The 24358-nt window shown below is 55.4% G+C and carries 26 protein-coding genes; 2 read left to right on the top strand and 24 right to left on the bottom strand.

Features of this window, described 5'->3' with window-relative positions; genetic code table 11:
* Positions 1–4: 4 nt before the first annotated feature.
* From WN53_RS15230 to hcaE, 20 genes are all read right to left on the bottom strand, one after another.
* A complete protein-coding gene (locus tag WN53_RS15230; RefSeq protein WP_024484935.1) occupies positions 5–745 on the bottom strand; it encodes a sugar isomerase domain-containing protein in 741 nt (246 codons plus the stop codon).
* Between the two features lie 17 nt (positions 746–762).
* Entirely contained in the window at positions 763–2073 is a 1311-nt protein-coding gene (locus WN53_RS15225; RefSeq protein ID WP_024484934.1) for a PTS ascorbate transporter subunit IIC, read from the bottom strand.
* Positions 2074–2075: 2 nt separating this feature from the next.
* Positions 2076–2357: a PTS sugar transporter subunit IIB gene (locus tag WN53_RS15220; RefSeq protein WP_024484933.1), complete on the bottom strand. Its 282-nt coding sequence runs from the start codon at positions 2355–2357 to the stop codon at positions 2076–2078.
* 75 nt (positions 2358–2432) lie between these two features.
* Complete coding sequence (locus tag WN53_RS15215) at positions 2433–2867, bottom strand: PTS sugar transporter subunit IIA (protein ID WP_024484932.1); 435 nt, start codon at positions 2865–2867, stop codon at positions 2433–2435.
* Positions 2839–3600, bottom strand: a complete 762-nt coding sequence (locus WN53_RS15210; RefSeq protein ID WP_024484931.1) for a creatininase family protein — start codon at positions 3598–3600, stop codon at positions 2839–2841. Before WN53_RS15210 ends, WN53_RS15215 begins: the two co-directional genes overlap by 29 nt.
* Before the next feature lie 9 nt (positions 3601–3609).
* Positions 3610–4581, bottom strand: coding sequence for a phosphotriesterase family protein (locus WN53_RS15205; RefSeq protein ID WP_024484930.1), 972 nt, complete (start codon positions 4579–4581; stop codon positions 3610–3612).
* Positions 4582–4757: 176 nt separating this feature from the next.
* A complete protein-coding gene (gene tcuC, locus WN53_RS15200; RefSeq protein ID WP_024484929.1) occupies positions 4758–6068 on the bottom strand; it encodes an MFS transporter in 1311 nt (436 codons plus the stop codon).
* An 84-nt stretch (positions 6069–6152) separates the two neighbouring features.
* On the bottom strand, positions 6153–7271 hold the full coding sequence (gene tcuB / locus WN53_RS15195) for a tricarballylate utilization 4Fe-4S protein TcuB (protein ID WP_024484928.1): 1119 nt from the start codon (positions 7269–7271) through the stop codon (positions 6153–6155).
* Entirely contained in the window at positions 7258–8661 is a 1404-nt protein-coding gene (tcuA, locus tag WN53_RS15190; protein WP_024484927.1) for an FAD-dependent tricarballylate dehydrogenase TcuA, read from the bottom strand. Before tcuA ends, tcuB begins: the two co-directional genes overlap by 14 nt.
* An 85-nt stretch (positions 8662–8746) precedes the next feature.
* Complete coding sequence (locus WN53_RS15185) at positions 8747–9673, bottom strand: LysR family transcriptional regulator (RefSeq protein ID WP_024484926.1); 927 nt, start codon at positions 9671–9673, stop codon at positions 8747–8749.
* Between the two features lie 141 nt (positions 9674–9814).
* Positions 9815–10825: a 4-hydroxy-2-oxovalerate aldolase gene (gene mhpE / locus WN53_RS15180; RefSeq protein WP_024484925.1), complete on the bottom strand. Its 1011-nt coding sequence runs from the start codon at positions 10823–10825 to the stop codon at positions 9815–9817.
* Positions 10822–11772, bottom strand: a complete 951-nt coding sequence (locus WN53_RS15175) for an acetaldehyde dehydrogenase (acetylating) (RefSeq protein WP_046808102.1) — start codon at positions 11770–11772, stop codon at positions 10822–10824. Before WN53_RS15175 ends, mhpE begins: the two co-directional genes overlap by 4 nt.
* The gene (gene mhpD / locus WN53_RS15170; protein ID WP_024484924.1) at positions 11772–12566 is read right to left on the bottom strand and encodes a 2-keto-4-pentenoate hydratase; all 795 of its coding nucleotides are present in this window, start codon (positions 12564–12566) and stop codon (positions 11772–11774) included. Before mhpD ends, WN53_RS15175 begins: the two co-directional genes overlap by 1 nt.
* Positions 12567–12580: 14 nt before the next feature.
* Complete coding sequence (locus WN53_RS15165; protein ID WP_024484923.1) at positions 12581–13450, bottom strand: alpha/beta fold hydrolase; 870 nt, start codon at positions 13448–13450, stop codon at positions 12581–12583.
* A 21-nt stretch (positions 13451–13471) separates the two neighbouring features.
* A complete protein-coding gene (gene mhpB, locus WN53_RS15160; RefSeq protein ID WP_024484922.1) occupies positions 13472–14416 on the bottom strand; it encodes a 3-carboxyethylcatechol 2,3-dioxygenase in 945 nt (314 codons plus the stop codon).
* A 183-nt stretch (positions 14417–14599) separates the two neighbouring features.
* Positions 14600–15799: a 3-phenylpropionate/cinnamic acid dioxygenase ferredoxin--NAD(+) reductase subunit gene (gene hcaD, locus WN53_RS15155; RefSeq protein WP_024484921.1), complete on the bottom strand. Its 1200-nt coding sequence runs from the start codon at positions 15797–15799 to the stop codon at positions 14600–14602.
* An 8-nt stretch (positions 15800–15807) separates the two neighbouring features.
* A complete protein-coding gene (gene hcaB / locus WN53_RS15150; protein ID WP_024484920.1) occupies positions 15808–16620 on the bottom strand; it encodes a 3-phenylpropionate-dihydrodiol/cinnamic acid-dihydrodiol dehydrogenase in 813 nt (270 codons plus the stop codon).
* Positions 16620–16937, bottom strand: a complete 318-nt coding sequence (gene hcaC / locus WN53_RS15145; RefSeq protein WP_024484919.1) for a 3-phenylpropionate/cinnamic acid dioxygenase ferredoxin subunit — start codon at positions 16935–16937, stop codon at positions 16620–16622. Before hcaC ends, hcaB begins: the two co-directional genes overlap by 1 nt.
* Positions 16937–17458, bottom strand: coding sequence for a 3-phenylpropionate/cinnamic acid dioxygenase subunit beta (hcaF, locus tag WN53_RS15140; RefSeq protein ID WP_024484918.1), 522 nt, complete (start codon positions 17456–17458; stop codon positions 16937–16939). Before hcaF ends, hcaC begins: the two co-directional genes overlap by 1 nt.
* Positions 17455–18816 carry a 3-phenylpropionate/cinnamic acid dioxygenase subunit alpha gene (gene hcaE, locus WN53_RS15135; protein WP_024484917.1) on the bottom strand — a complete coding sequence of 454 codons (1362 nt, stop codon included), beginning with the start codon at positions 18814–18816 and terminating at the stop codon, positions 17455–17457. Before hcaE ends, hcaF begins: the two co-directional genes overlap by 4 nt.
* A gap of 136 nt (positions 18817–18952) precedes the next feature.
* On the opposite strand from hcaE, the gene hcaR reads away from it, so the two are divergent.
* Complete coding sequence (hcaR, locus tag WN53_RS15130; RefSeq protein ID WP_024484916.1) at positions 18953–19834, top strand: DNA-binding transcriptional regulator HcaR; 882 nt, start codon at positions 18953–18955, stop codon at positions 19832–19834.
* Between the two features lie 65 nt (positions 19835–19899).
* Here hcaR and WN53_RS15125 read toward each other — a convergent pair whose 3' ends face one another.
* On the bottom strand, positions 19900–20844 hold the full coding sequence (locus WN53_RS15125; protein ID WP_024484915.1) for a DMT family transporter: 945 nt from the start codon (positions 20842–20844) through the stop codon (positions 19900–19902).
* Between the two features lie 160 nt (positions 20845–21004).
* On the opposite strand from WN53_RS15125, the gene WN53_RS15120 reads away from it, so the two are divergent.
* On the top strand, positions 21005–21493 hold the full coding sequence (locus tag WN53_RS15120; protein ID WP_024484914.1) for a YbaK/prolyl-tRNA synthetase associated domain-containing protein: 489 nt from the start codon (positions 21005–21007) through the stop codon (positions 21491–21493).
* 204 nt (positions 21494–21697) lie between these two features.
* Here WN53_RS15120 and WN53_RS15115 read toward each other — a convergent pair whose 3' ends face one another.
* From WN53_RS15115 to WN53_RS15105, 3 genes are read right to left on the bottom strand one after another with little or no spacing between them, the layout of a single operon-like run.
* On the bottom strand, positions 21698–22279 hold the full coding sequence (locus tag WN53_RS15115) for a TPR domain-containing protein (RefSeq protein WP_024486119.1): 582 nt from the start codon (positions 22277–22279) through the stop codon (positions 21698–21700).
* Complete coding sequence (locus WN53_RS15110; RefSeq protein ID WP_024486118.1) at positions 22276–22662, bottom strand: heme lyase NrfEFG subunit NrfF; 387 nt, start codon at positions 22660–22662, stop codon at positions 22276–22278. The genes WN53_RS15115 and WN53_RS15110 overlap by 4 nt, the downstream gene beginning before the upstream one ends.
* Entirely contained in the window at positions 22650–24347 is a 1698-nt protein-coding gene (locus tag WN53_RS15105; RefSeq protein ID WP_024486117.1) for a heme lyase CcmF/NrfE family subunit, read from the bottom strand. Before WN53_RS15105 ends, WN53_RS15110 begins: the two co-directional genes overlap by 13 nt.
* Positions 24348–24358: the final 11 nt, after the last annotated feature.

Below are 24358 nucleotides of genomic sequence, written 5' to 3'. Positions count from 1 at the left end.
CCGCTCAGAGGTAGTGTATTTGGCTCCTGTAAGCGTCAAGTATATCCTGATTTATCTGCTGATTGCCGTCTATGTTTGCGCTTGCCAGGATCGGCGGAGTGCGCTGTTTCTGCTGCATCAGTTCACAGATCCGCAGTACCAGACTGTTGGCAATAGTTGCCCCCATAATGGTTGAGAGCGGTGCCGCCTTCTGGGCCAATCCCGGCAGGCTGACGGCGGCATCACCATACTCGCATTGGTTATCAATGGTGATATCGGCGATATCCACCAACAGCTTGCCGCTGGAGTGTCGGGATGTCACCCTGGCCGCGGTGGCCAGACTGGTGATGGCAATCACCTTCGCGCCAACCTTCAGAGCGGCCAGCGCGACATCGATGGTAATGGCGTTGCGGCCAGAAACCGAGTGGATCAGCAGCGTATCCCCCGCTTGCAGCGGTGATTGCTCGATCAACACCCGTCCCAGGCCTTCAACGTTTTCCACCGCGCTGGTCAGCGTCAATGGCCGGACATTGAGCATCAGTGCAGGGGTAAATAAAGGATTAACGATAGCCAAGCCACCGGCCCGGTAGCTCATCTCCTCGGCCAGAATGCCGGCATGGCTGGCACCGAAAACGAACAGATCCCTCTCGGCCAGCACCGTGTCCGCCATCATCTGCGCCGCACGGTTTATCGTGTCTGGCTGCGATTCCAACTGGGCCAGCTTCTGCCGGATTTGCTCATAATACTGGGTCAACGCTTTACTCATAGCCTTCCCTCTCAACATCAGAATGTTAGCAGCCTGGTTAAAGCCGCAATCAGCGGTGCCAGCACAAACATATCGCTGTCACCGGCCCACAGAGCGGTGTCGGGAATGGTGTCGTTGATAAAATAGCTGACACAGAAATATTGCCCCCAGGCCACCACGGTCGAGGTAATAAATCCGGCCAACAGCGCCCCTTTATAGCCGCCGGTGATATTGCCAAATACCCCTGCCGTACCGGCATGGAAGAAAATCACGATCATGCTGGGGATAAACACGTAGCCGGTATAGCGGCCGATCAGGGTGAGCCACAACAGCGAGCCGATAAAGGCACCGACAAAGCCTAACACCACCGCATTGGGGGCAAAGTTGAACAGGATTGGGCAGTCGAGTGCAGGTTTGGCTCCGGGCACCAGGCGTGAACCGATACCGTTAAACGCTGGCACCATTTCACCGATGAACATCCGCACGCCGAGCAACACCACGGCAATACCACCGGTAAACATCAGTGACTGTTTCAGCGCATAGATGTAGAAACTCAGGTCGCCAGACTGCGCCAGGATTTCAGCCGCTTTTGGCGTACCTTTGATTTGCAGAATAAAGGTCCCAATAAAGAACAGCAGCGACATGGTCAATGCGGTCACCACGTTAGAATCCCGCAGAAATCCCAGTTTTTTCGGTACTTTGATATCTTCAGAGCTGATTTTGTTGGCCGCGAAAATCTGGCCAAACAACGCCCCTAGCAAAGCCACAGAGGCAGAGGTGTGCCCCAATGCCACGTTGTCGTTGCCGGTGATCTTGCGCACCCAGGGTTGTACCAGCGCTGGCTGCAACGTCCAGTAAAGCCCCATGATCACCGTCAGCATCAACGTCAGTTGCAGGCCGGAAATGGCCGGATTACTGTTAACCATCACCCCGGCAAAAATCATCGTGGTCCAGAACATCATGTGGCCAGTCAGATAGATATATTTAAAGCGGGTCAGCCGAGCCAGCAGCAGGTTAAGCGCAAACCCGCCAGCAATGGCGATAGTTACGCTGCTGCCATAGCGTTCGGAGAAATGTACCTGGCCGATAATATTCGTCAGATTCATCGAACTCAGGCCAAACACTTCCGTCCAAATGGGCTGGAAGATGAGCAAGGCCGAGACGATAATCCCCGCCCCTGCCCCGATAATCAGAAACCCCAAAATGCCTTTCAAGGTACCAGAAACAATATCCGCCAGCGGTTTACCTTGTAACACCAAGCCCAGCAGCACAATCAGGCCGATTAGAATAGACGCTTCCCCAAAAATATTGACCGTGATCCAGCGCAATACCCCCAGAAATTCGCTCATGGCTATTCCCCCTGCTTAATAATGCCGGCCTGTTCCAGCGCCAGGGCGATCTCTTTGCTGTCGATGTAGTTATTGACGACCGACACCGGGCAAGAGAGATGCTGCAGGTTATCCACCAGCTCGGCATTGGTGATCACCAGATCGGCACTGGCCGAGGCCGCCGAAGAGACATCCATATGTTCCACCGAAGCCTGGATCCCATGCTGTTTTAATACCGCTTCCACGTTCATTTTTAATATCAGGCTTGATCCCATGCCTAAACCGCATACCGTCAGAATTTTCATTAGTATTCGCTCCGAGTTGAACCTTCAAAATCGCTACCCTGGGGATTTCAAGTGACAGTTGAACCGTGAGGAGAGTTACCCCGCGCCGGCTATCAGTTGATAAAGCTGCTCAGGGTCGCGGGAATTCATTAGGGTTTGCAGGTTATTTTCGTCTGCCAGCAGGGTGACGATATGCTGGATCAGTTGAATATGCCGCTCGCTGCTGGTAGCTGACAGCCCCAGCAAAACCTGTACCGGATCGTTTTCTGTGTGGCCAAACGCTACCGGTTCACGCAGCCGCACCAGACTCAACTGCGCTTTAATCGCCCCTTGCTCTGGACGGGCATGCGGCATGGCCAATCCAGGGGCAATCACAAAATAAGGACCAAACTCCTGGTAGCTGGCCACCATTGCCTCAACATATTCCGGGCGGCAAGCACCAGACTGGCAAAGCGCCTGACCCGCTGCCTGAATCGCGTCTGCGGCAGTACTGGCCGAGTTATCAATAAGTATTGCCTGGCGAACGATCATCAGTGCCTCCTGCAGCTAAATGGTGACGGATGGAAGCCAGAGTTGTCTGCAAGGCGTGCTTTACCAAAGCCAGCCCTTTTTCCTCGCTGGCGCAGCCTGGATCGCCTAGTACCGCATAGTCGGAAAACTCCGTCCAGTGCACGGGCTGATAGCGGAAATTCTCTGGAAATTCTGGGTAGTGCGAACGTGCCAGCGTCATCTCGACGTGTTCGGGGGCCAATGCCAGCATCAACGAGGTTTCAATCTCGTCTGCATGCATATAGCCGGGATAGGCAACCGCAGAAGTTCTTAACCGCTGGGCGCAGCTGTCCATCCCGGCCCAGCTATAGCTGAGCAACGTGATACCCTCCTCCTTCAACTGCCTGGCGGCGGCCTTGATGGCATCAAAATTGCCGTAGTGCGCATTGATTACCGCAGTGGTGGTAATCGCGTAACCGGCCATATTGCGTGCTAGCGAGAGCAATAATTGCGTCAACAGATCGTTACCAATATCGATCGCTCCTGCGTGCCCACGCAGTGACCACACCTGGCTGTAGGACACCACCGGCAGGCTTAGCACTGCCTCCCCCAGTTGCTCATCCAGCAAGGCGCAAAATCGCTCAGCCAATAAATTATCGGTATCCAACGGCAGGTGGTCGCCATGAGGCTCCACTGCACCTAGCGGCAACAATGCTATCTGTGCTTTCGCCAACGCCTGCCTGGCCTGCTGCTCGTTCAACTCATGCAGTTTCATGAGGCCTCCTTAGCCAAAAGCAAAGTAGCGTGCCGGATTTTCTACGAAGAAATCATGCAGCAATGCTTCGCCATCAAACCCTGCCTCTTGGGCCTCCTCGATAAATCTTGGCCGCCAGTCGGCCAGAATAAACTTCAGCCCCAGACCGCCTTTACCGTAGTGGGCACTCATGGATTTACGGGCGAAATCACCGCCGATGAGAATTTGTTTCTGGTAGCCACGTTGGCACAGCGCCAAGATGGCCTGGGTGCGGATATGTTCTGGGTAATATTTTATCCGGCTCATACCGTCAAAAGAGAGAAATGCCCCGGTGTTGGCAATCTGACGGTGGAGCCACGGATCGGGGTTACGATCCATATGAGCGAAGCACAGGCGGGACAAATCCAACCCCAAACCTTGAAATATCTGCGCCTGCTCTAATCCCATAGTGCCCATTTCCGTATGGCTATGCATCGGGGCTCCAGTACAAAGCTGTGCCCTTACGATGACTTCCATGGTTTTCCGTTCCAGCGGGGAGATGGTGTTATAGCCGGTGCCGCATTTCACCACGCCAGCGCGATAATCGCTGCCTTCGATACCTTCAGTGACTTCACGGCTAACGTGTTCAACCAGTTCATCAATCGAAGCCCCTTCGATCCATTCTGCAAAGCTTTGCGTCGATCCAGGCCGCTTGCTGCTCCACAGGAACCCTTTGTTAAACCCGGCGGTGGCAATGATATGCACCTGCTGCCGCTTGGCCATTTCGGCTACGGCAACCACCTGACGGCCATAATCGGGAGCCGTGGCGTCATAAATGGCATTGCCGCCGGCCTGATGGAAATCTGCCAGTTCTTGCTCTGAAGCCTGCGGATCATCCAGTAATAGATCGTAATCCCCACGCTCTGCCCAGTAGGGAGGAATACAGTAAATATGATCGTGGCTGTAGGTTACGCCGAGCTGGCTGGCGGCAATATCACCATTTAACGTGCGGATGGATCCCATGAGAACGGCTCCCTGGAACGGAAAAGAAGGTAGCTTCAACATAGGCCAGGATCACTTGATCAGTCAAGTGATCAAGTTCGCAAATTAACCAATCTGCTAGCGAACCACTTGCCTGATAAACAATAATGGCCACGCCATAGCGCAGCCATCAAGAGAAAGTAAAATAGTCAGACTCGTCAGGCGACTTCACTCACCGTCTTGGCGTTCTTGGCCAGTTTGTAAAACAGTATCCAAGTGGCGATCAGCCCCGAAAACGCCGCAAACATCAGCCAGTAGGCGGGGGAACTTTTGCTACCCGTGATCTCCACCAGGCCGGTTGAAACGATCGGCGTCAGGCCGCCAAACACCGCAGTTGCCAGGCTAAACGCCAGCGAGAAGCCTACCGTTCGTACATAGACCGGCATTACCTCGGTCAATGCCGCCACCATCGCGCCGTTATACATGCCAAAGAAAAATGACAGCCACAGCAACACTATCGTCATGCGTTCAAAGCTCGGCGCCTGGGTCAGCCATTCCAACGCCGGGTAAGTGGTCAGTAACGCCAGCACCGTGATGGTCATTAATACCGCTCTGCGGCCAATACGATCGGAAATGGCCCCGCCGATCGGTAACCAGAAGAAGTTGGATAACCCCACCAGCATGGTGACGATCAGACTGTCTTCCGCGCTAAGGTGCAGCACGCTTTTGCCATAGGTGGGCGTATAAACGGTAATAAAGTAGAAGGTAGTCGTGGTCATCGCCACCAATAGCATACCGGCCAAGATCACCTTCCAGTTCTGTACCACCGTATAAAGGATCTCTTTGGTATCAGGCCGATGTTTCCGATTAAGGAATTCTTCGGTTTCCACTAGCGAACGGCGTAATACGAAAATCAAGGGGATGATCATACAGCCAATAAAGAACGGAATACGCCAGCCCCATGCTGATATTTCTTCCGGCGTCAGATTGGCATTCAGATAATAACCAATCAGAGCCGCCGAAATAATAGCAATTTGCTGACTGGCGGATTGCCAACTGGTATAAAAGCCTTTATTTCCCGGAGTGGAAATTTCGGCCAGATAAACCGAGACACCGCCCAGCTCCACGCCGGCAGAGAACCCTTGCAGCAGACGGCCCAGCAACACCAGTACCGGAGCCAACAGGCCAATGGTGGCATAGCCGGGTACCAGGGCAATCAACAAAGTCCCGCAGGCCATGATGGACAACGTTACCATCAGCCCTTTACGCCGGCCAATCCGGTCAATATAGGCCCCGAGCACGATAGCCCCGATTGGGCGCATCAGAAACCCGGCGCCAAATACCGCGAATGTCAGCATCAGCGAAGCAAATTCATTATCGGTTGGGAAAAAGGTTTTAGCGATATAGGTGGCATAAAACCCGAACAGAAAGAAATCGAATTGCTCAAGGAAATTCCCACTGGTTACGCGCAGTATCGCACCCAGCTTGGCAAAGCGCGGGTTAACCGATTTAACAGTATTTTCAACCATTGTATAAACTCTCCATGGCAATCATTTGTCGCCATATTTATATAGTTATGTAGGGTAGATTTATTAAACACGTTGAAAGTCGAATCAGGCTTTACGCCTTTTTTCTATCGCCCACTTTAATAACGCCGCGGTACGATAAAAACCATGGGCAAACTTGCCGTAAGGCAGGGTTAAAAACAGCGCCATCACGGCCCCCAGATGCACCGCCAGTAATGCCCCCATCAGCGAAGTATCACGGCCAACCAGCAAGGCGATACCGGTAATACTCACCAACAGCAATAACAGGATAAAACCCCGGTCCATCGGCTTTTGTGCCGCATCACCGTGGGCCGGGTTGCGGCGCAAGTTAAGCCACAGCAGGCCTGCCGGGCCAATAATCAGCCCTATGCCCCCCAGCGTGCCCAAGATCACCGGTAAACTCAGCAAGTCATATGGCGCTTCTTGCCCCAGCAAAAAGTGATAGCCGGTGGCCACTATGGTTGAGGCAAAGCACAGCATAAAGCCGTAAAACGTGCAGTGATGAAAACGGCGCCGCCGCAGGGTGAAGGCGTCGTCCTCATCGTTACAGCCCTCGCCGTGTCCGCCATCCAGATAGGTTAGCGTCAGCACATTACGGGTGGTTTCTGCCAGCGCAGGCAGGCTGCCCGCCACCGATGAGATCTCCCGCCAGAACTTTCGGGTGCTGAACAGTAACGAACACAGCGAAAATACAAATACGCTGCCAAACATCCCCGCCAGTAAGTTATGGGGGAATATCTGATAAAAATCACCGGCCAGCGGTTGATGGAGCAGGCTGCCGTTAAGTGCCATCACCAACAGCAGAAACAGCCCGATGCCAAAGGCCAATGCCAGCACCACCGCCATTCCCGCCCGCTTGTACAACATGCCAAAGCTGGCTGGCCAGGCGTATTCCTGATAGGTCTCGACGCGTACCTTAGCCATCCCCTGCGGCACATTAACGCCAAACTCATGAGGTGGCGCATACTGGCAGGCGTGCAGACAGGCACCGCAGTTATGGCACAGGTTGGCCAGATAGTTGATATCAGCCTTGCCGAACGTCAGCCGGTAGGTCATGGCGGGAAAGACGGCACAAAAGCCCTCACAGTAGCGGCAGGCGTTGCAGATTTGCATCACCCGCTCGACCTCCTGCTCGTTGTCGGTCAGGGATTGCGCCTCGCGGATTAACGACTCAAGCTGTTTCATAATTAGCCTCTCGCTGTGCGGCCAGTGCCGATTGATGACCGGCGATACGGCCAAAGACAGTGCCAATAGACATTCCCACACCAGCGGTGTAGCCCTTACCCAGCACGTTGCCAGCCATCATTTCTCCGGCCACAAACAGGTTGCGGCTAGGTTGGCCGTTAAAATGCACGGCGGCATGTTCATTCACTTTCAGCCCCAAATAGGTAAAGGTGATGCCGGGTCGTAAGGCGTAACCAAAGAAAGGTGGCGTGTCGATAGGCAAAGCCCAATGCGTTTTCGCCGGAGTAAGACCTTCGGTACGGCAATCGTCCAACAGGGTATGATTGAACGTACCTGGCTGACATGCGCGGTTATAGGTTTCGATGGTTTTTACAAACTGGGCGGGATCCAGCTCTAATTGCATGGCAAGATCGTGCAGGTTATCGGCTTTCACACCTGGGAAGACCGGTGGCATAAAGCGCCCGATGGCTTTGCTATCAATGATGGAATAGCCGATTTGGCCGGGCTGCTGCGCAACCAGACGGCCCCAGATCGCATAGCGTTTAGGCCAGAAATCCTCCCCTTCATCATAAAAACGCTGCGCCTGACGATTGAGCATGATCCCCAGCGAAACACAGTCGACGCGGGTGCAAATCCCGCCGTCATACAACGGGGCGCGAGCATCAATAGCCACGCAGTGAGATTGGGAAGGGTCACCAATCACATCGGCCCCCGCCTCCATCATAAACTTGAGCAACACCCCTTGATTAAAACGGGTACCACGGATCAGAAAGTTATCTGCCGGCCATTCACCTGCGTCATTCTTCCCCCAGGCCTCACGCAGCCACTCACGGTTGGATTCAAACCCACCCGCGGCTAGCACACAGGCGCGGGCTTCAATTCGTTGGTCGCCAATCCGTACCGCAACAAATTGCCCATCTTGTAACTCGATGGCATCAACCGGGCTGAGATAGCGGATCACTACGCCCATTTTTTCAGCACTGCGGTAGTAAGCGTTCACCAAGGCCTTGCCCCCACCCATAAAGAAGGCATTGGTACGGGCCACATGCAAGGCGCCGGACAGTGGCGGCTGAAAATGGACGCCGTGCTTTTTCATCCAGCCCCGGCAGGTCGATGACGCCCGGATCACCATTCTGGCCAGCGGTTCGTTGGTCAGTCCACCGGTGACCTTCAGCAGGTCTTGCCAGTACTCTTCTTCGGGATAGCTGCCCACCAACACATCCTGCGGCGCATCGTGCATGCAGCGTAAATTACGGGTATGTTGAGAATTACCACCGCGCCACTCCTTGGGAGCCGCCTCCAACAGCAATACTGAGGCCCCCCTTTCCCGCGCGGTGAGGGCGGCACACAGTGCCGCATTGCCCCCGCCAATGACCACAACATCAAACATAGTCACACTCTCGGTGTTATCCTTTTGTGACTAAAATGTAACCTTTGGCATAAAGACCAGCTAGCGGGCAATGCTTAACGGGGGTTTAGGGATGGTAAAGGGTCGCGCCTGGCCAGTTGCCCTGCGTTACCAGTTGACGGATCACGCTTTGCAGCACCACCCTGGCGGCCAGGCCAACCGGCGAGAGTTCATCATCGGAAAGGCTGACCAGGAAATTGGGGCGGCTTAATACCGGGTTATCAATTTCTATCACTTTCAGGCTGTCATCCAGAATGCGGGAGATGGCCGCTCCGGGCTGAATGGTAGCTCCCAGCCCCTGGCGAACGGCGTCCATCAAAATCGCCAGCCCGTCGATCTCCGCCACAACGGTTAATTCCAACTGCTGGCGTGCAAAGCTGGTATTGAGCAACGCCCGCAGGCCATGAGTCTGACTGGGTAAAATCAACGGCAGCGAACAAAAGGCTTCGGGCGTAATAGGCTCATCCTGAAATCGTCCGACAATCTCTTGGGTGCCAATCAAGAACAACCGCTCTTCCAACACTGGGATCGCGCTCCAGGTCTGCAGCTTTTTATGTTGGAATACCACCGCCAAATCCAACTGGCGGACCTTGATCATCGACGCCAGATTTCCGGACAGGCTTTCTACCACATGCAGACGGATATCAGCATAGCGCTCACGCATTGCCAGAATAAACGGCAGACCGAGTACTGAGGCAGTACTTGGGGCCATTCCTACGCTGACGTGCCCAGATAAGCGGGCCTGCTTGGCGGCCCGCACGGCGTCATCGGCATGGCGCAGGGCCAATTGAGCCTGAGAAAAAAAGGCCAGACCGGCGTCGGTGGCAACAATCCCACGCGAGGTACGTTGCAATAGGCGGATAGCCAGCTCGCTTTCGAGCCGACTTATCTGCTGGCTCAAGGCCGAGACACCAATATTCAGGTCAAGCGCGGCCTGGCCCATGCTACCTAATTCAACGGTGCGAACAAAATAACGTAACTGTCTCAGTTCCACCCTTCTCTCCCATTAACCCCCAGCGTTACCCTATACTTATCATGGAAAAGCTAACAGAGAAGAGCAAAGTCTGGCGTAGCGGTAAATTTTATCATCGCACAAACAAGAAATAGCAGGCCAGCCTGGCTGACCTGCTTAGGCTTAGCGGGAACGCAGATCCAGCGCCACGTCGACGATCATATCTTCCTGGCCACCCACCATGCGGCGCTTACCCAGCTCGACCAGAATATCCACTGCGTTGATGCCGTATTTCGCCGCGGCCACTTCACAGTGGCGTAGGAAACTGGAGTAAACCCCGGCGTAGCCCAGCGCCAACGTTTCACGATCGACGCGAACGGGCCGATCCTGTAACGGGCGCACCAGATCGTCAGCCGCATCCATCAAGGCATACAGATCCGTGCCATGGTGCCAACCAAGTTTATCCGCCGCCGCAATAAACACCTCAAGCGGTGCGTTACCGGCTCCGGCCCCCATCCCTGCCAAACTGGCATCCACACGATCGCACCCTTCTTCTACTGCCACCATCGAGTTAGCGACCCCAAGGCTGAGGTTATGGTGCGCATGCATGCCGGTATGCGTCTCTGGCTGCAACACCGCTTTCAAGGCACGGAAACGGGCTCGGATATCATTCATATTCATCGCGCCGCCAGAATCCACCACGTAGATGCAGGTTGCCCCATAACTTTCCATCAGCTTGGCCTGGCTGGCCAGATTTTCCGGCGTCGTCATATGGCTCATCATCAGGAAACCCACGGTATCCATGCCAAGCTCACGAGCATAGGCGATATGCTGTTTGGAGACATCGGCTTCGGTACAGTGAGTGGCGACACGCACCACCCGCGCGCCGGCATTATAGGCATCCTTCAGATCGTGAATGGTGCCAATGCCCGGCAGCAGTAAGGTGGCGATTTTAGCGTGAGTGGTCACGTCCGCTGCCGCCGCAATCCATTCCAGATCGGTATGTGCGCCAAAGCCGTAGTTGAAGCTGGAACCCTGCAGACCATCGCCATGCGCCACTTCAATCGAATCCACCTTCGCTGCATCCAGCGCCCTGGCAATGTCCTGCACATTTTGCAGCGTATATTGGTGACGAATCGCGTGCATACCGTCACGCAGGGTCACATCCGAGATAGTGATTTTTTTCTCGTTCATAGCCGTTCTCCAGCAACGTGTGCCATGGCCTGAGCCATCCGCTCGGCGGTCGCCAGCGCAGCGGAAGTCATGATATCAAGGTTGCCTGCATAGGCAGGCAGGTAGTGCGCCGCACCTTCAACCTCCAGAAACACCGAGGTTTTCAGGCCGGAAAAACGGCCAATCCCCGGTAAGTTAAGCGGTGCATCGGCAGGGATGACATCAAACTGCACTTTCTGCTTCAGCCGATAGCCTGGCACATAGGCCTGCACGGCCGCCGCCATTTCGTTGATTGAAGCTTCAACCTTGGCTTGATCTACGGCTTCACTCAGCACATAGACGGTATCGCGCATCATTAAGGACGGTTCCGCCGGGTTCAACACGATAATCGCTTTGCCCCTCTCTGCCCCGCCAACCACCTCGATCGCCTTGCTGGTGGTTTCGGTAAACTCATCAATATTGGCGCGAGTGCCCGGCCCGGCAGACTTGCTGGCAATAGAGGCAATAATTTCGGCGTAATGGACTTTGGCTACCCTTGAGACCGCAGCCACCATCGGGATAGTTGCCTGCCCGCCGCAGGTCACCATATTGACGTTAACCTGGTTGAGATTTTGTTCCAGATTGACCACCGGCACGCAGTAAGGACCCATCGCCGCAGGTGTCAGATCGATCAGCCGGATCCCCGGTTTGGCCGCCCGCAGGATGGCATCATTTTTAACATGAGCGCTCGCGCTGGTGGCATCAAAGACAAAATCAATGTCGGCGAACTCCGGCATCAGGATCAGCCCGTTAACGCCGGTATGACAGGTCGCAACCCCCATCCGGCGAGCACGAGCCAAGCCGTCCGATTCAGGATCGATCCCCACCATCGCCCCCATCTCCAGATGCTTGGCGTTACGCAGGATTTTAATCATCAAATCGGTACCGATATTGCCGGAACCGATGATCGCCACTTTTCTCTTGCTCATCATTGGCTATCCTCATAGAAGTGGGCCGAAACCGTGCCGACGCCTTCAATTATTGCCGTAAAACTGTCACCTGCTTGCACCGGCACCATCGGGCCCAATGCTCCGGTCAGCACTACATCGCCTGCTCGTAACGGCGTGCCGAGACTGGCCATTTTGCGTGCCAACCAGACGGCAGCATTGATCGGATGCCCAAGACATTCACTGCCACGCCCGCTAGACACCACCTCGTTATTGCGCGTCATGCTCATGCCGCAATGTTGCAGATCCACCTCATCGATCCGACGCACCGGGCCACCCAGCACGTACACACCACAGGAAGCGTTATCCGCCACGGTATCGACAAACGCGATCGACCAGTCCTTGATACGGCTGCCCACCACTTCCAGCGCGGGCAATACCCATTCCACTGCGCCACATAACTCATCGAACGTAGTGTCGGCATGCGGTAAATCACGAGCCAGCACCAACGCAATCTCCGCTTCGATACGTGGCTGCATCACCCGCGAAAATGGAATGCCCTGGTTGGTGCCGTAGCACATGTCGGCGAACAGGGTGCCGAAGTCCGGCTGGTCAACTCCCAGCTGTTGCTGAACCTTGGGATGGGTGAGCCCTACTTTGCGCCCCACCACTCGGCGGCCAGCAGCCTGCCAATGCTGTACGTTCAATTGCTGGATGGCGTAGGCCGCCTCGCCGTTATCGAGGCCAAGGCGATCGCGCAAGGGCTCAATCACCTTGCCGCTGGCCTCGGACTGCCGTAACGCCTCAGCCAATTGCTCCAAATTGTAATCACTCATCATTCGCTCCCTGATTAATGCTTGAGGAAATCCACAACCATGCGGTTAAAGGTGTCGGCATGTTCCCACTGCGCCCAATGCCCACAGTTGCTGAACACATGCAGTTGTGACCCGGCAATGCCCGCCAGCAGACGCAGCCCGGTGTCCATCGGTACAAAGCGATCGTTACGCCCCCAGACAATCAGCGTCTGGGCTTTGATTTCGCCCAGGCGTGGGCTGAAATCCGGGAACTGTTTCGGATTAATGGACAGGCTCTTGACGAAGTTTTCCAGGTGGTCACGATGCGCCAGAATATTGTCGAGGCGGGTTTTGAACAGCGCTTCGGTCAGATCGCTGGGATCGTAAACAAAAATGTTCATCATTTTGCGCAGGTTCTCGATATTTGGCTCGCGATAAAGCCCCTGCAACAGCTTGATCCCTTCCGTTGGCATCGGTACAAACGGGCTAGCACCACCGGTACCGCCCCCCATCAACACCAGTTTGCCAACGCGCTCAGGCCAGGTCAGGGTAAATGCCACGGCGCTGTGGCCGCCCATCGAGTTCCCCAGCAGATGTACCTGCTGCAGATCCAGCGCGTCCACCAGCCCTTTCAAAATGCGGGCATTGAGGTCCGAGCGGGAACCGGTACTGACAATCGAATCGCTCTTGCTCCAGCCAGGGAAATCCAACAGGATCACGCGATAACCCGCCGTCACCAGCGGTTCAATATTACGGCTGAAGTTCGCCCAGCCGCTGGCTCCGGGGCCGGAACCGTGCAGCATCACCACGGTTTGTGCACCGTTGCCACAATCGTTGTAATGGATACGCAGGCTGGCTTCACCCTCTTGGATCTGCACGAAGCGGCTGGTATTTTCTTCAGTAAGGTCAAAAGATTGCGATGTCATGATGGTGTTCCTTTATCGTTATTATTTCCGCGGTGCGGCGCTAATTGAGCCGAACCCGGCGATCCACTCGGGAAGCTCGCGGTAATAGCGCCCCTCGGTCTGATAAGGACCAAATGCCGATAGTGCAGCAAAGGCGGCCATCCAGGCTTTAACCTCATGGGTTGAGCGACCAGCGATCGCCGACAGTTCGTCATTGCCCAGCCCATCCAGTTCCGCCAACTGTCCGCCGGAAAGAATGTCCATAAACTGGTTGTCCCAGACCGGGTTGAGAGGATGTAAGGTGCTCTGATCCTGCACAAAAGCACGGGCAGCAGAGATAACACGGTGCTGGCGTAATTGGCGCTCGTCTGGCGGTAATTGGCGGCCACTGCCCAACAGGCGGTCACGCATATGAGCGTCGGCCCCGGCCAACTGAGGTACCGGCGGCTGGTGCGAAAGCCCGCCGGAGCCCAGGATCAACACTCGTTTATCCAGGCCACGGGCAAAACGCCCGATAGCTTCCCCCAACAGGCGCGTACGCTTGAAGCCAGGCAAGGGTGGCGCGACGCCATTGATAAATACCGGCAGCACCGGGCAGTTCGCCAGGCCACCGAGCAGATACTCCAGCGGCTGGGCAAAACCATGATCCACCTGCATGCAGTAGGAAACCGCAACGTCGACCCCTGCATCCAACACCGATTGAGCGCAGGCCTCGGCCAGCTTCGCAGGCACCGGCAGCTCGCCAGCGGCACTGTTGAAGTCACCAATTGCCGTAGCGGCCATACCAATGCAGAACGGCGGCATGATGTCGTAGAAAAAGCCGTTGTAATGATCTGGCGCGAACAGGATCACCAGTTCAGGATCAAATGCCTGTATCCGCTGCCGTGCATCGGCAATGGTTTTTTCCACTTCGGCCAGCACCGCTGGGGCCGGATCAACGTAGCCCACCAGCGGGGAATGAGAGAGGCAATGGAGATAAGCGTTCATATCGAGTCACCTTGTTTTTAATTTTTAGAGTGTTTGGCGCGGAACGGAGCGAAACGGCTATTCCAGACGGTCCCTGGTTCCGGGCGTAAAAGCCCCTCCTCACCTGCTCGCGACACCAGATCAACTCCCTCTCCTGCGTAAGAGAGTGGGGTGAGAAGGGGAAACCGCTTAGCCTTGGCGGGGCTAAATCAAGCTCTTTAGTGCCACAAGTGGATCGGTCAACAGCTTTTCATCCACCACGTTCCCTTGCTGGATCAGTCTGCGCAGATGGCGCATTTCCCGGCCCTGGTTCAGCGTGATGGCCCCCACCAACCGACCCTCTTGCAACGCAAACCAGATGGCGTTGTGCGCCTCTACGCTGCCGCGCACCAACCAATGTTCGCTCTGCATGGCCCCGATAAACTGAATATTGCTGTCGAACTGATCGGTCCAGAACCATACCGGCACCGTCGCCGGTAACGGCTGCGCCAACATGGCGCAGGCCGCCACCAGTGCCTGCTGGTTGGCGTTATCCCAGGTTTCAAGGCGGACAAGTTGCTCCCCCTGACGGCGTAAGGTGACATCGCCAGCCGCATAAATATTGGCAACCGAAGTGCGGCAATGATCATCGACAATGATGCCGTTGGCAGTCGCTAACCCTGCCTGGATAGCCAGACGATCGTTGGCTTCAATACCAACGCCATAAATCACCGCGTCTCCGATCAGGCGTTCCCCGTCCTGCAACGTCAGCACCACGTTTTCCTGTTCCAGTGCGGCGTGCTCAATCTGGGCATTGAGGCAAAGACGCACTTGATGCTGTTGATGCAGGCTCATCAGATAATCGCGCACCGGCGGTGGAGCATTGCGCCCCATCACCATCGCTGCCTGCTCAATCACCGTCACCTCACAGCCACTCTGCTTCGCACTGGCTGCCAACTCGAGGCCAATGGTGCCAGCACCGACAATCAGGATCCGTTGGTTGGCAATCAGTGCGCCACGTAATCGCCTGGCATCTGCCGCTGTGCGCAAGGTATGAGATTTATCACCCAACGCATCCAGCGAGGTAAGCCGTCGTGCCTTGGCCCCGGTCGCCAGCAGCAACCGGTCCCACTCCAGTTCTTCACCATCAGCCAGCAGCACCGAGTGCTGTAAGGTATCGATCGCGACAACCTGCGTATTGCGGCGCAGGACAATGGCATTCTCCTCATAGAAGGAAGCAGGCAGAATGTCTTGCAACTGCGGGGTGGGCGACAGCAACATGGCTTTCGACAAAGGCGGACGTTCGTACGGAATTTCCGACTCTTCGCTGATCAAGGTAATACCACCGGTAAACCGCTGTGCACGTAGGGCTGCGGCCGCCATAGCTCCGGCCTGACCACCGCCGATAATCACTATCTGTTTCATGTTGGCTCCTATAGCTGCAATCCACCCGCCACGTGGCGAATACCCCGAATGGCCAGGCCCGCATCGGCATTGATCATCACGCCACTCAACGTCCGGTTGTTACGGCGCGAGGCCAGCATCAGGTAAGGGCCGGTAAAATCTTCCGGCGCTGGGGAGAACTGCAACGGCAGAATGGCGGCTATCTTTTCCGGCGTCAGCGATTGCATAATCGAGGTGTCCTGCTGCCCAAGCGCCTGTGGGCCACGCAAGTCACTGGCCATGCCACAGGGCCCGACGCCATTGACCCGAACCTTAGGGGCCAGTTCGTAAGCCAACTGACGGATCAGCCCAACGTCAGCATGCTTGCTGGCGGTATATAGCGGGCCGCCGCCGCCGGGGTACCAGGCCGCATTGGAAAGCGTGAAGATCATACTGCCGCAGGAGTGGATCAATGCCGGAGCACTGGCTTTGGCGCCCAACAGATAGCCTTTGACGTTAACGGCAAACAGCTCGTTAAAGCCGGATTCCAACTGCTCCGCCGGTGTCGCCAGCAACGAGGCATTATGATCCCAGATACCGGCATTGCCGATAAAACAGTCCAGACGCCCAAAGCGGGACAGCGCCATTGCCACCGCACGTTGGTTATCGGCAAAGGAAGTTACGTCCCCCTGCACGACGACCACCTGCTCGCCAAACTGCTGCTGTAACAGGCTGACCTTTTCCGCTGAACGTTCCAGGGTCGCCACCCTGGCACCCTCCTCGATAAAGCGCGCCACCAGAGCCAGCCCCAAGCCTGAGCCGCCACCGGTTATCAGCACTACGTCATCTTTAAGATCGGACATCAGACGCCCTCCGGTAAATCGATAAACACGGCCCCCTCTAACACGGTGACCTGATAGGTTTGCAGCGCCTCCGTGGCGGGCATGCACAGTGCTTTACCGGTCTTCAGGCAAAAGCTGGCCGAGTGCAGTGGGCATTCCACGGTCGCGTCATCCTCGATATAGCCCTCAGACATCGACGCATTACCGTGGCTGCAACGATCGTTGATCGCGTAATATTCACCGCCCACGTGAAACAACGCGATCGTCGGCTCAGTATCGAGCCGGAGAGCTTCCCCCTCCGGCAACGCCCCAACAGAACAAGCATGGATTCGTTTCATCAGAACAGGATGCTCATGTTGTGGGAGGTGATAACCGCCTGATCGAGAATGATTTCACGCCCACACAGTCCCCAGCCCTCTTCGGTTGAACGGCGACGCAGCAGATCGGTACGGGTGCCAACGTAGATGGTTTCATCACGCTCTTTTTGCGACCGGTAAAGCAGGTAGTTCACTCGCACGGAGAACACATCGGCCTGTGCCGTTTCGCTGATAATGCAGTTGTTGACCATATGGCGAGTACGGGACGGCGGCTCTTCAGCCCAGGCCATCCCGGTTTCCAGACGCGCGATCCGGCGTTCAAGCTGTGATTTGGTGTCGTTGAAAATCCAGGTGGTCGGTGGTTGAACGCATTTGCGCCGATCGCGAGTCTGGGCATTAACCCTAGTGCGCATGGTGTAGCTCAAATCATCGTCAAGCAGTTCCAGCCAGGCACGGAACGCCCAATCATCTAACAGGGAGGCTTCGTGGTAGAGAAACTGGGTAATCTGATGCTGGAGTTCCATAGAGATCGGATGGCTCATTTCATCACCTCCTGCTGGTAGGCTGCGGTTTTCTCTTGGACTTCCTGCCAGGTATCGCTGCTCAGCAAATCCGCCCAACGTTGGTACATGCCGCGCGCGGCGGTTTCAGAAAAGATGTAGTTGGTAATACCGGGGATACCGTCTTCACGGCGTTTTTCCTGATTCAGCCCCATCTCCAGGCACAATGGATTGTGACGGGCCTGGTGGCCTTTGAGCAGTTTCTGGATCTCAGCCCAGTTTTCCGAATCATCCTGCTCAAGGAAACCGGCAGGGCCAAAGGCTCGAGTGGCGCTATTTTCAAACGCCGCTTTGGTTTCCGGCGAGGCGGCCTTGTCGGCAATGCAGAACGCCCAGACTTCTACCTGATCTGGCCCACGGGGATGCCAGACACGCATAGTGGCGGTGCCATTGAGCCAGGAAAGCGTAGGGAAAATATTGTTATGCCCCGCCAGGCGCAAGGCGCGGATTTTGCCCAGACGCTGTTCGGCTTCGGGGTAGCTTTCCCGGTAGTAGCGCGAGACTTCACCATCAACCCACACGTTGGCGTCCGGCTTTTCGGTAAAGAAGAAGCCGCAGCCGTGGCCGTCCTGGCCGAATTGCACCGCGTCTTTGGCGGTTTCCCACACCGGGCGTGCGGTCTGGTCATTACCCAGTTTTTTATCACTGCCATCCTGCATGCCGCCCAAGACCTGTACCGCCGAGACATGGCTGAACAGGGCATGATACTGATCGCTGGCGAACTGCTCGGCCGGGAACTTCCAGTTGCAGTTAATTACCCACTTCTGCACGCCACCGACAATTTCGGTGCCGCCTTCCCGCCGATCCAGCAAACCATCCAGATACCAGGCCATATCCCCCAGATATTCTTTGAGTGGCGGAGCACTGGTATCCCAGTTGCCAAATATCAGGCCTTTATAGCTTTCGACACCGGGTACTTCCTTCAGCCCCCAATGCGATTTGCACAAGCCTTGTGGATAGGCGCGCGGCTCCAATGGCACCTCGGTCAATTCGCCATCGATGCCATAAGACCAGCCGTGATAAGGGCAGGTAAAAGCACGGGTATTGCCACTGTCCGCGTAGCTGACACGCATCGCGCGATGGCGACACTGGTTGAGAAACGCTTTGATGGAGCCATCTTTCTGGCGGATAACGACGACTGCGTCTTCCCCCATGTAAGTGTTAAAGAAATCGCCTGGTTTTGGTATTTGGCTTTCATGGGCCAGAAACAGCCAGCAACGGCCAAATATCCGCTCCAGTTCTAATTGATAAATTTCCGGGTCGGTATAAATACGGGGCATAACCTGCCCATTTCGGGTGTCGATCAGGCTATAAACATCTAATTTTGCGTTGGTGGTCATATTATTTGATCCTCATCCAAGAGATGTGTTGACCTTCGTAGGGGTTACGCAAAGGATGTTGCTTTCTAGTTACTATTTTGTGAAATAGTAAAAATCGACCGTATCAGACATTTTTTCTATGGTGGGATAAAAAGGCATGGAGCTAAGACACTTACGTTATTTTGTCGCGGTAGCTGAAGAACTCAATTTCACCCGGGCCGCCGAGAGGCTACATACATCGCAGCCCTCATTGAGCAGCCAGATAAAAGATCTTGAGGGTTGTGTCGGCGCGCCATTATTAATAAGAAATAATCGTCAGGTTTCGCTAACCCGCGCCGGAGAGGTATTTTTACATCAGGCGATCAATATTCTTGAATTGTCAGAGCAGGCAAAACAGCTGGCGCGTAAGGCCATGGAGCAACAGGTTCGGCTGATCATTGGCTTTGTGCCCTGTGCGGAAGTGAATATCCTGCCCGACGTTCTGCCCCAGTTACGCCTGCAGTTACCGGCGTCCAGTATCGAACTGGTGAGTATCATTACCACTCAGCAAGAAGATAAGTTATTGAAAGGAGAGATTGACGTTGGTTTTATGCGCCGCCCGATTATCAGTAATCAGTTGAACTACCGGGTGGTTTATCGTGAGCCCTTGGTGGTGGTGATGCCCATCGATCACCCACTGAGTAAAGAATCGCAGCTAGAACCGCATCATCTTGATGGCGAAAATTTTATCAGCACCGATCCGGCACATTCCGGCGCTTTGCATCAGATGGTGACAGCCTACCTCGCCGAATTCCACAGCAAACCCAAGATCGTGCAGGCAGCAACCAACATTCTGGTCACCATGAATCTGGTAGGAATGGGGCTAGGCTTGTCTATTGTGCCGCGCTATGTCAGCCATTTTCAGTCCTCTAACGTGGTCTTCCGCCCGCTACCGGCCAGTGCACCACAGATTGAATTATTGATGGCCTGGCACAGAGAGAATAGCAGCCCGGCGCTGGCACAGATGATTGACCTGGTGGAAGAACAACCAGAGGGTTAGCCGCATCCAGACCTTTTTTCTTTCAGTCTCAGAACCCACCACTTGGGCGGGTCTTTGAGAGATTGCTAGGCGATAGCTTCGCGCTTTTCCTTACGCACCACGTTGACCCGCCAGATACCAAAGCACACCAGCACCAGCGCCACGGCATAACGCCATTCCATGATGCTTTCCTGTAAGAAAATGGCCGACAGCACCGCGCCGGAAACCGGGATCAGGAAGTTGAACGGTGCAATCATGCCCACGCGGTTATATTTCAGCAGCAGGCTCCAGAGCGCGAAAGCGACCGAGGACAGCAGCGCCAGGTAGCTCAGGATCGCCACCGATGCCCAACCGTGGAACTCCAGGCGTCCTCCGGCCAAGTAGCCCCCCACCGTCAGCATCACACCACCGATGGCCAGTTGCCAACCGGTCATGATAGTCGGATCGACGGTCTGCGAAATGCGTTTGCCATACAGCGTAGCGGCCGAAAGGATAAACGCGGCGATCACCACAAAACCGTCCCCCAGCCAGCTAAAGTTGAAGTCCATCAGTTGAGTGTTGAAGTTCACCACCATCACCCCGGCAAAACCCACCACGCAGCCGACGATTTTATTCATGCTAAGGCGATCGTTTTTATAAATAAAATGCGCCAGCAACACGCTAAAGAAGGTGCCGGTCGCGTTCATGATCGATCCTTTTACCCCGGTGGTGTAGGCCAGACCGATATAGAAGAAGACGTATTGCAGCGCCGTTTGCGTGCTCCCTAACACCACCAACTGTGAATACTGGCGCCGTGACAAACGGCCGATGGGTTTACCCTGCAACATGGCAAACAGCAGCAATAAGGCCCCGGCAATCACAAAACGGTAACCGGCAAAGACGATCTTGCCGGGGAGATCGTCGGTGGCGATCTGGAAAATTTCATAACCATTTTTAATCGCCGGGTAGGCACTGCCCCACAGCAAACAGCAGAAAGCCGCACACAGCCAAACGAACTTCGGCTGGGTAAACAACGACAGATTAGTCTTCACGCCCCTTTCCTTTCAAAAAATTAAAATCCCGTTTCATAAATACGTATTATCCGTAAAAACAAAAAAATAGCCCGTTGTTTAATCAATAATTTGGCTGAACCCTTCGCCGTCATAACGCGTTATGATAGGGCCGGAAAATCAACACTCAGGAGAACATGGCGTGTCTACCGCAACCTTTAGCCGTTTAACTTCCCTTCTTGACCAACAGCAAGCGCGCTATCGCGTAGTTGATCATCCCAAGGCAGGGAAATCCGAAGAAGTCGCCAAGATACGCGGCACCCAGTTAGGTCAAGGGGCGAAAGCGTTGGTGTGTCACGTTAAGGGGAATGGCATCAAACAGCATGTGCTGGCCATCCTGCCCGCCGACCAACAGGCCGATCTCGGCGCGTTGGCACAGGGTGTTGGCGGTACTCGCGCCTCACTGGCCAGCCCGGTTGAAGTCGACCAACTGACCGACTGCGTCTTTGGCGCGATCCCGCCATTCAGCTTCCACCCGGACTTGCTGCTGGTGGCCGACCCGCTGCTGTTTGAGCGCTTTGACGAGCTGGCCTTTAATGCCGGCACGCTGGAGCGTTCTCTAATCCTCAACACTGGGGATTACCAGCGCATTGCTCAGCCCAAGCTGGTGAAGTTTATCCGCGTGGAATGATCTCCGGCCCCCTCACCCCAACCCTCTCCCCCAGGAGAGGGAGCTGATCGGCGTCGTAATCAGGCTGTGCTGCTTCGGGAAGTAATGCGTAAGAAGAATGGCAATCGTCCCCTAATCCAATGTGGATCACCGGATTTTCAGACTCACTCGATCGGTCCCCTCTCCCTGTGGGAGAGGGTTAGGGTGAGGGGCAATCGCTCAATTTTATTGATTATTTAACAACAGTTTAGCCATATTAATGGCCTCAATCAGCTGTGGCCGGTTAACTCGTGGCGACTGGCTGTCCAACAGACGTTGCCACAAGCTTATCGCCTTGGCATATTCCGTATGCAAAAAGGCATCGGCAGCCAGCAACATCAGCGCCGAGACCTCATCCTTATCCAGTGCCAAGGCCTTTGCTATATTGCTCTCCACCTGCGGGGTAATACGCTGCCCAGCCTGGTAATAAAGCACCGTTGCCAACGCCGAGTACAGTTCGGCATTCGCCCCCCGCAGTGCCAATGCCCGCTGATAGGCCGCCTGCGCATCGGCAAAATTATCGTTAAACAGATAATATTCCCCCAGCTGTGCCCACAACACGCTGTCTTGCGGTGACTGGTCGATCTGTTGCTGTAACTGCTGAAACTCGCTTTCGGCCTGCTCTTGAGGCGTGAGTGGTTGGACAGGCAAGCTGCGCTTATGCTGTTCGGCCAACACAGTCGCCGGGCGGCCGCTGGCCACATACCAACATGCGGTGAGGCCAAGCACCAGCACGATAAACAACAGAGGGTAACAACGCGATTTCATTCCGCTTTCCTCCGCCGCCATAACACCAGCCCGATCGTCCCTAACATCAGCGGTGGCAGCCCCCAAAGTAACAACGTAGAGGCCTCAAATGCGGGTTGATAGCGGACAAAGTTGCCGTAGCGTGCCGTCATAAAATTCATGATTTCCGCCTGCGTTTTGCCTTGTTCGGTCATGGCAAACACCTCATGGCGCATGGCGACCGCCGCAGGGGCATTGGACTCCAGCAGGCTCTGATTCTGGCATTGCGGGCAACGGATCTGGCCTGCAACTGCCAACGCTCTCTCCTGTATTTCCGGCGAGGTAAATGCCCAGGTATCGACGATCTGGGCCGCCAGCGGCAACGTGATGATCCCCCACAACAGCAGAGCGGTTAACCAGCGCATGCTCGCCTCCTTTGCCAACCGGTAGCCAACACGCCAATCATCATCAGCGCCCCACCCCACCAGATCCAACGGATGCCGGTCTGTACATAAAAACGCATGGCATAACGCTGCTCGCCGCTTTTTTCGCCCATCACCACGTACCAGTCATGGAAAGCGTTCCAGTCAATGCCGGGTTCAAACATCTGTTGGCGGCGGGCGGTATAAAACCGCCTTTCAGGCGTCAACTGGGCCACGGGCTTGCCTTGCCGGGTAACCTCAATCACCGCCTGTTCACTGGTGAAATTAGCCTGAGCCTGTAGATCTACCGAACGCAGCGTAAATTGGTATCCCGCCAGGCTGACCGTCTCGCCCACGGTGACGTTCAGGCTGATTTCATGGCGTTGCAGCGCCGAACTGGCGATACCTAATGCCGTCAGCAGCACTCCGGCGTGAGCGATCCACTGGCCATAGCGCCGCTGCCTAAACCCGCCGTAGCACATCAATACCAATCCCAGCAGCCCAAACGGCAGCAGCACCAGATTGAAATAAGGCGCGCCGACCGAGATCTGCCCCCATCCCATCATCCGATAGAGCATCGGGTACAAAGTGCCCACCAGCACGATCAGGGCGGCGGAGCTGAGAAGCAACAACGCGCCGAGCAACGCAGGTTTCACCGGGGACGTAACGGCTTTCCCCCGGTTGGCGCGTAAGGCATAGATTAAAAATGACGACCCGCTAAGAAAGGCAAACAGGATAAACAGCGGCAAGGCGCGCTGCTCATCCAGCGCAAAGGCGTGTACTGAAACCAGAATGCCTGAACGCACAATCAGGGTGCCCAACAGGCTGAGAACAAAGGTGCCCAACGTCAGCAATAGCGACCAATGCCGCAACCCACCGTTACGCTGGCCGACCGCCAAACTGTGTAACAAAGCGGTCGCGGTCAGCCAAGGGAGCAGCGAAGCATTCTCCACCGGATCCCAGAACCACCAGCCGCCCCAGCCCAACTCGCTGTATGCCCACCAGGACCCCAAAATGATCCCGGCAGTGAGGAAACACCAGGCCGGTTTGGCCCAGCGTAGGCACTGCCCGGCAATCTCGGCGCTAAACTCCCCTCGCAGCAAGGCGGCCAGCATCAGAGCACTGCAGGTGGCAAACCCGGCATAGCCCAAATAGAGCAGCGGAGGGTGGAGGATCAGGCCGATATGTTGCAGCATCGGGTTCAAATCGCGCCCCTGTACCGCCGCAGGGAAGAGCCGAACGAAAGGATCGGAGAAGAACAGGATGAAAAGCAGAAAACAGCCGACGATCAGCGCCAGAATGGCCAACGTAAGTGGCTGTAGTGAGCGTACCGATTTGGGGCTGAACAAGGCAAAGCAGGCAGACCAACCGGCCAGGCACAGCAGCCAGAGCAGCAGCGAGCCTTCATGCCCACCCCACAGCGCCCCGGCCTTCATCAGCGGTGGCAACTGGCTGTGACCATGTTGTGCTACGTACATTACCGAGAAGTCATTACTCAAAAACAGCTGGAGCAGAATGGCGAAAGACAGTGCGATTAACACAAAAATGCTCAGGCTCCAGCCACGCGCTGGCAACAGCCCACCCCAACGGCGATCCATCAACGTCAACAGCGTGATGCCAGCCAGCAGCAGCGACGCCGTGCAGGCCAGCAATAACGCAATAAATCCCAGCTCGGGTAACCACAACACATCTACCGCCT

The organism is Serratia fonticola (genome assembly GCF_001006005.1).
GTDB classification, from domain to species: Bacteria; Pseudomonadota; Gammaproteobacteria; order Enterobacterales; family Enterobacteriaceae; genus Chania; species Chania fonticola.
This window is presented reverse-complemented; position numbering and strand designations above follow the sequence as displayed.

What these genes read in the sequence shown, in the direction of transcription:
- WN53_RS15230 (WP_024484935.1), bottom strand. Translation starts at nt 745, where the DNA reads ATGAGTAAAGCGTTGACCCAGTATTATGAGCAAATCCGGCAGAAGCTG.
- WN53_RS15225 (WP_024484934.1), bottom strand. Translation starts at nt 2,073, where the DNA reads ATGAGCGAATTTCTGGGGGTATTGCGCTGGATCACGGTCAATATTTTT.
- WN53_RS15220 (WP_024484933.1), bottom strand. Translation starts at nt 2,357, where the DNA reads ATGAAAATTCTGACGGTATGCGGTTTAGGCATGGGATCAAGCCTGATA.
- WN53_RS15215 (WP_024484932.1), bottom strand. Translation starts at nt 2,867, where the DNA reads ATGATCGTTCGCCAGGCAATACTTATTGATAACTCGGCCAGTACTGCC.
- WN53_RS15210 (WP_024484931.1), bottom strand. Translation starts at nt 3,600, where the DNA reads ATGAAACTGCATGAGTTGAACGAGCAGCAGGCCAGGCAGGCGTTGGCG.
- WN53_RS15205 (WP_024484930.1), bottom strand. Translation starts at nt 4,581, where the DNA reads ATGGGATCCATCCGCACGTTAAATGGTGATATTGCCGCCAGCCAGCTC.
- tcuC (WP_024484929.1), bottom strand. Translation starts at nt 6,068, where the DNA reads ATGGTTGAAAATACTGTTAAATCGGTTAACCCGCGCTTTGCCAAGCTG.
- tcuB (WP_024484928.1), bottom strand. Translation starts at nt 7,271, where the DNA reads ATGAAACAGCTTGAGTCGTTAATCCGCGAGGCGCAATCCCTGACCGAC.
- tcuA (WP_024484927.1), bottom strand. Translation starts at nt 8,661, where the DNA reads ATGTTTGATGTTGTGGTCATTGGCGGGGGCAATGCGGCACTGTGTGCC.
- mhpE (WP_024484925.1), bottom strand. Translation starts at nt 10,825, where the DNA reads ATGAACGAGAAAAAAATCACTATCTCGGATGTGACCCTGCGTGACGGT.
- WN53_RS15175 (WP_046808102.1), bottom strand. Translation starts at nt 11,772, where the DNA reads ATGAGCAAGAGAAAAGTGGCGATCATCGGTTCCGGCAATATCGGTACC.
- mhpD (WP_024484924.1), bottom strand. Translation starts at nt 12,566, where the DNA reads ATGAGTGATTACAATTTGGAGCAATTGGCTGAGGCGTTACGGCAGTCC.
- WN53_RS15165 (WP_024484923.1), bottom strand. Translation starts at nt 13,450, where the DNA reads ATGACATCGCAATCTTTTGACCTTACTGAAGAAAATACCAGCCGCTTC.
- mhpB (WP_024484922.1), bottom strand. Translation starts at nt 14,416, where the DNA reads ATGAACGCTTATCTCCATTGCCTCTCTCATTCCCCGCTGGTGGGCTAC.
- hcaD (WP_024484921.1), bottom strand. Translation starts at nt 15,799, where the DNA reads ATGAAACAGATAGTGATTATCGGCGGTGGTCAGGCCGGAGCTATGGCG.
- hcaB (WP_024484920.1), bottom strand. Translation starts at nt 16,620, where the DNA reads ATGTCCGATCTTAAAGATGACGTAGTGCTGATAACCGGTGGCGGCTCA.
- hcaC (WP_024484919.1), bottom strand. Translation starts at nt 16,937, where the DNA reads ATGAAACGAATCCATGCTTGTTCTGTTGGGGCGTTGCCGGAGGGGGAA.
- hcaF (WP_024484918.1), bottom strand. Translation starts at nt 17,458, where the DNA reads ATGAGCCATCCGATCTCTATGGAACTCCAGCATCAGATTACCCAGTTT.
- hcaE (WP_024484917.1), bottom strand. Translation starts at nt 18,816, where the DNA reads ATGACCACCAACGCAAAATTAGATGTTTATAGCCTGATCGACACCCGA.
- hcaR (WP_024484916.1), top strand. Translation starts at nt 18,953, where the DNA reads ATGGAGCTAAGACACTTACGTTATTTTGTCGCGGTAGCTGAAGAACTC.
- WN53_RS15115 (WP_024486119.1), bottom strand. Translation starts at nt 22,279, where the DNA reads ATGAAATCGCGTTGTTACCCTCTGTTGTTTATCGTGCTGGTGCTTGGC.
- WN53_RS15110 (WP_024486118.1), bottom strand. Translation starts at nt 22,662, where the DNA reads ATGCGCTGGTTAACCGCTCTGCTGTTGTGGGGGATCATCACGTTGCCG.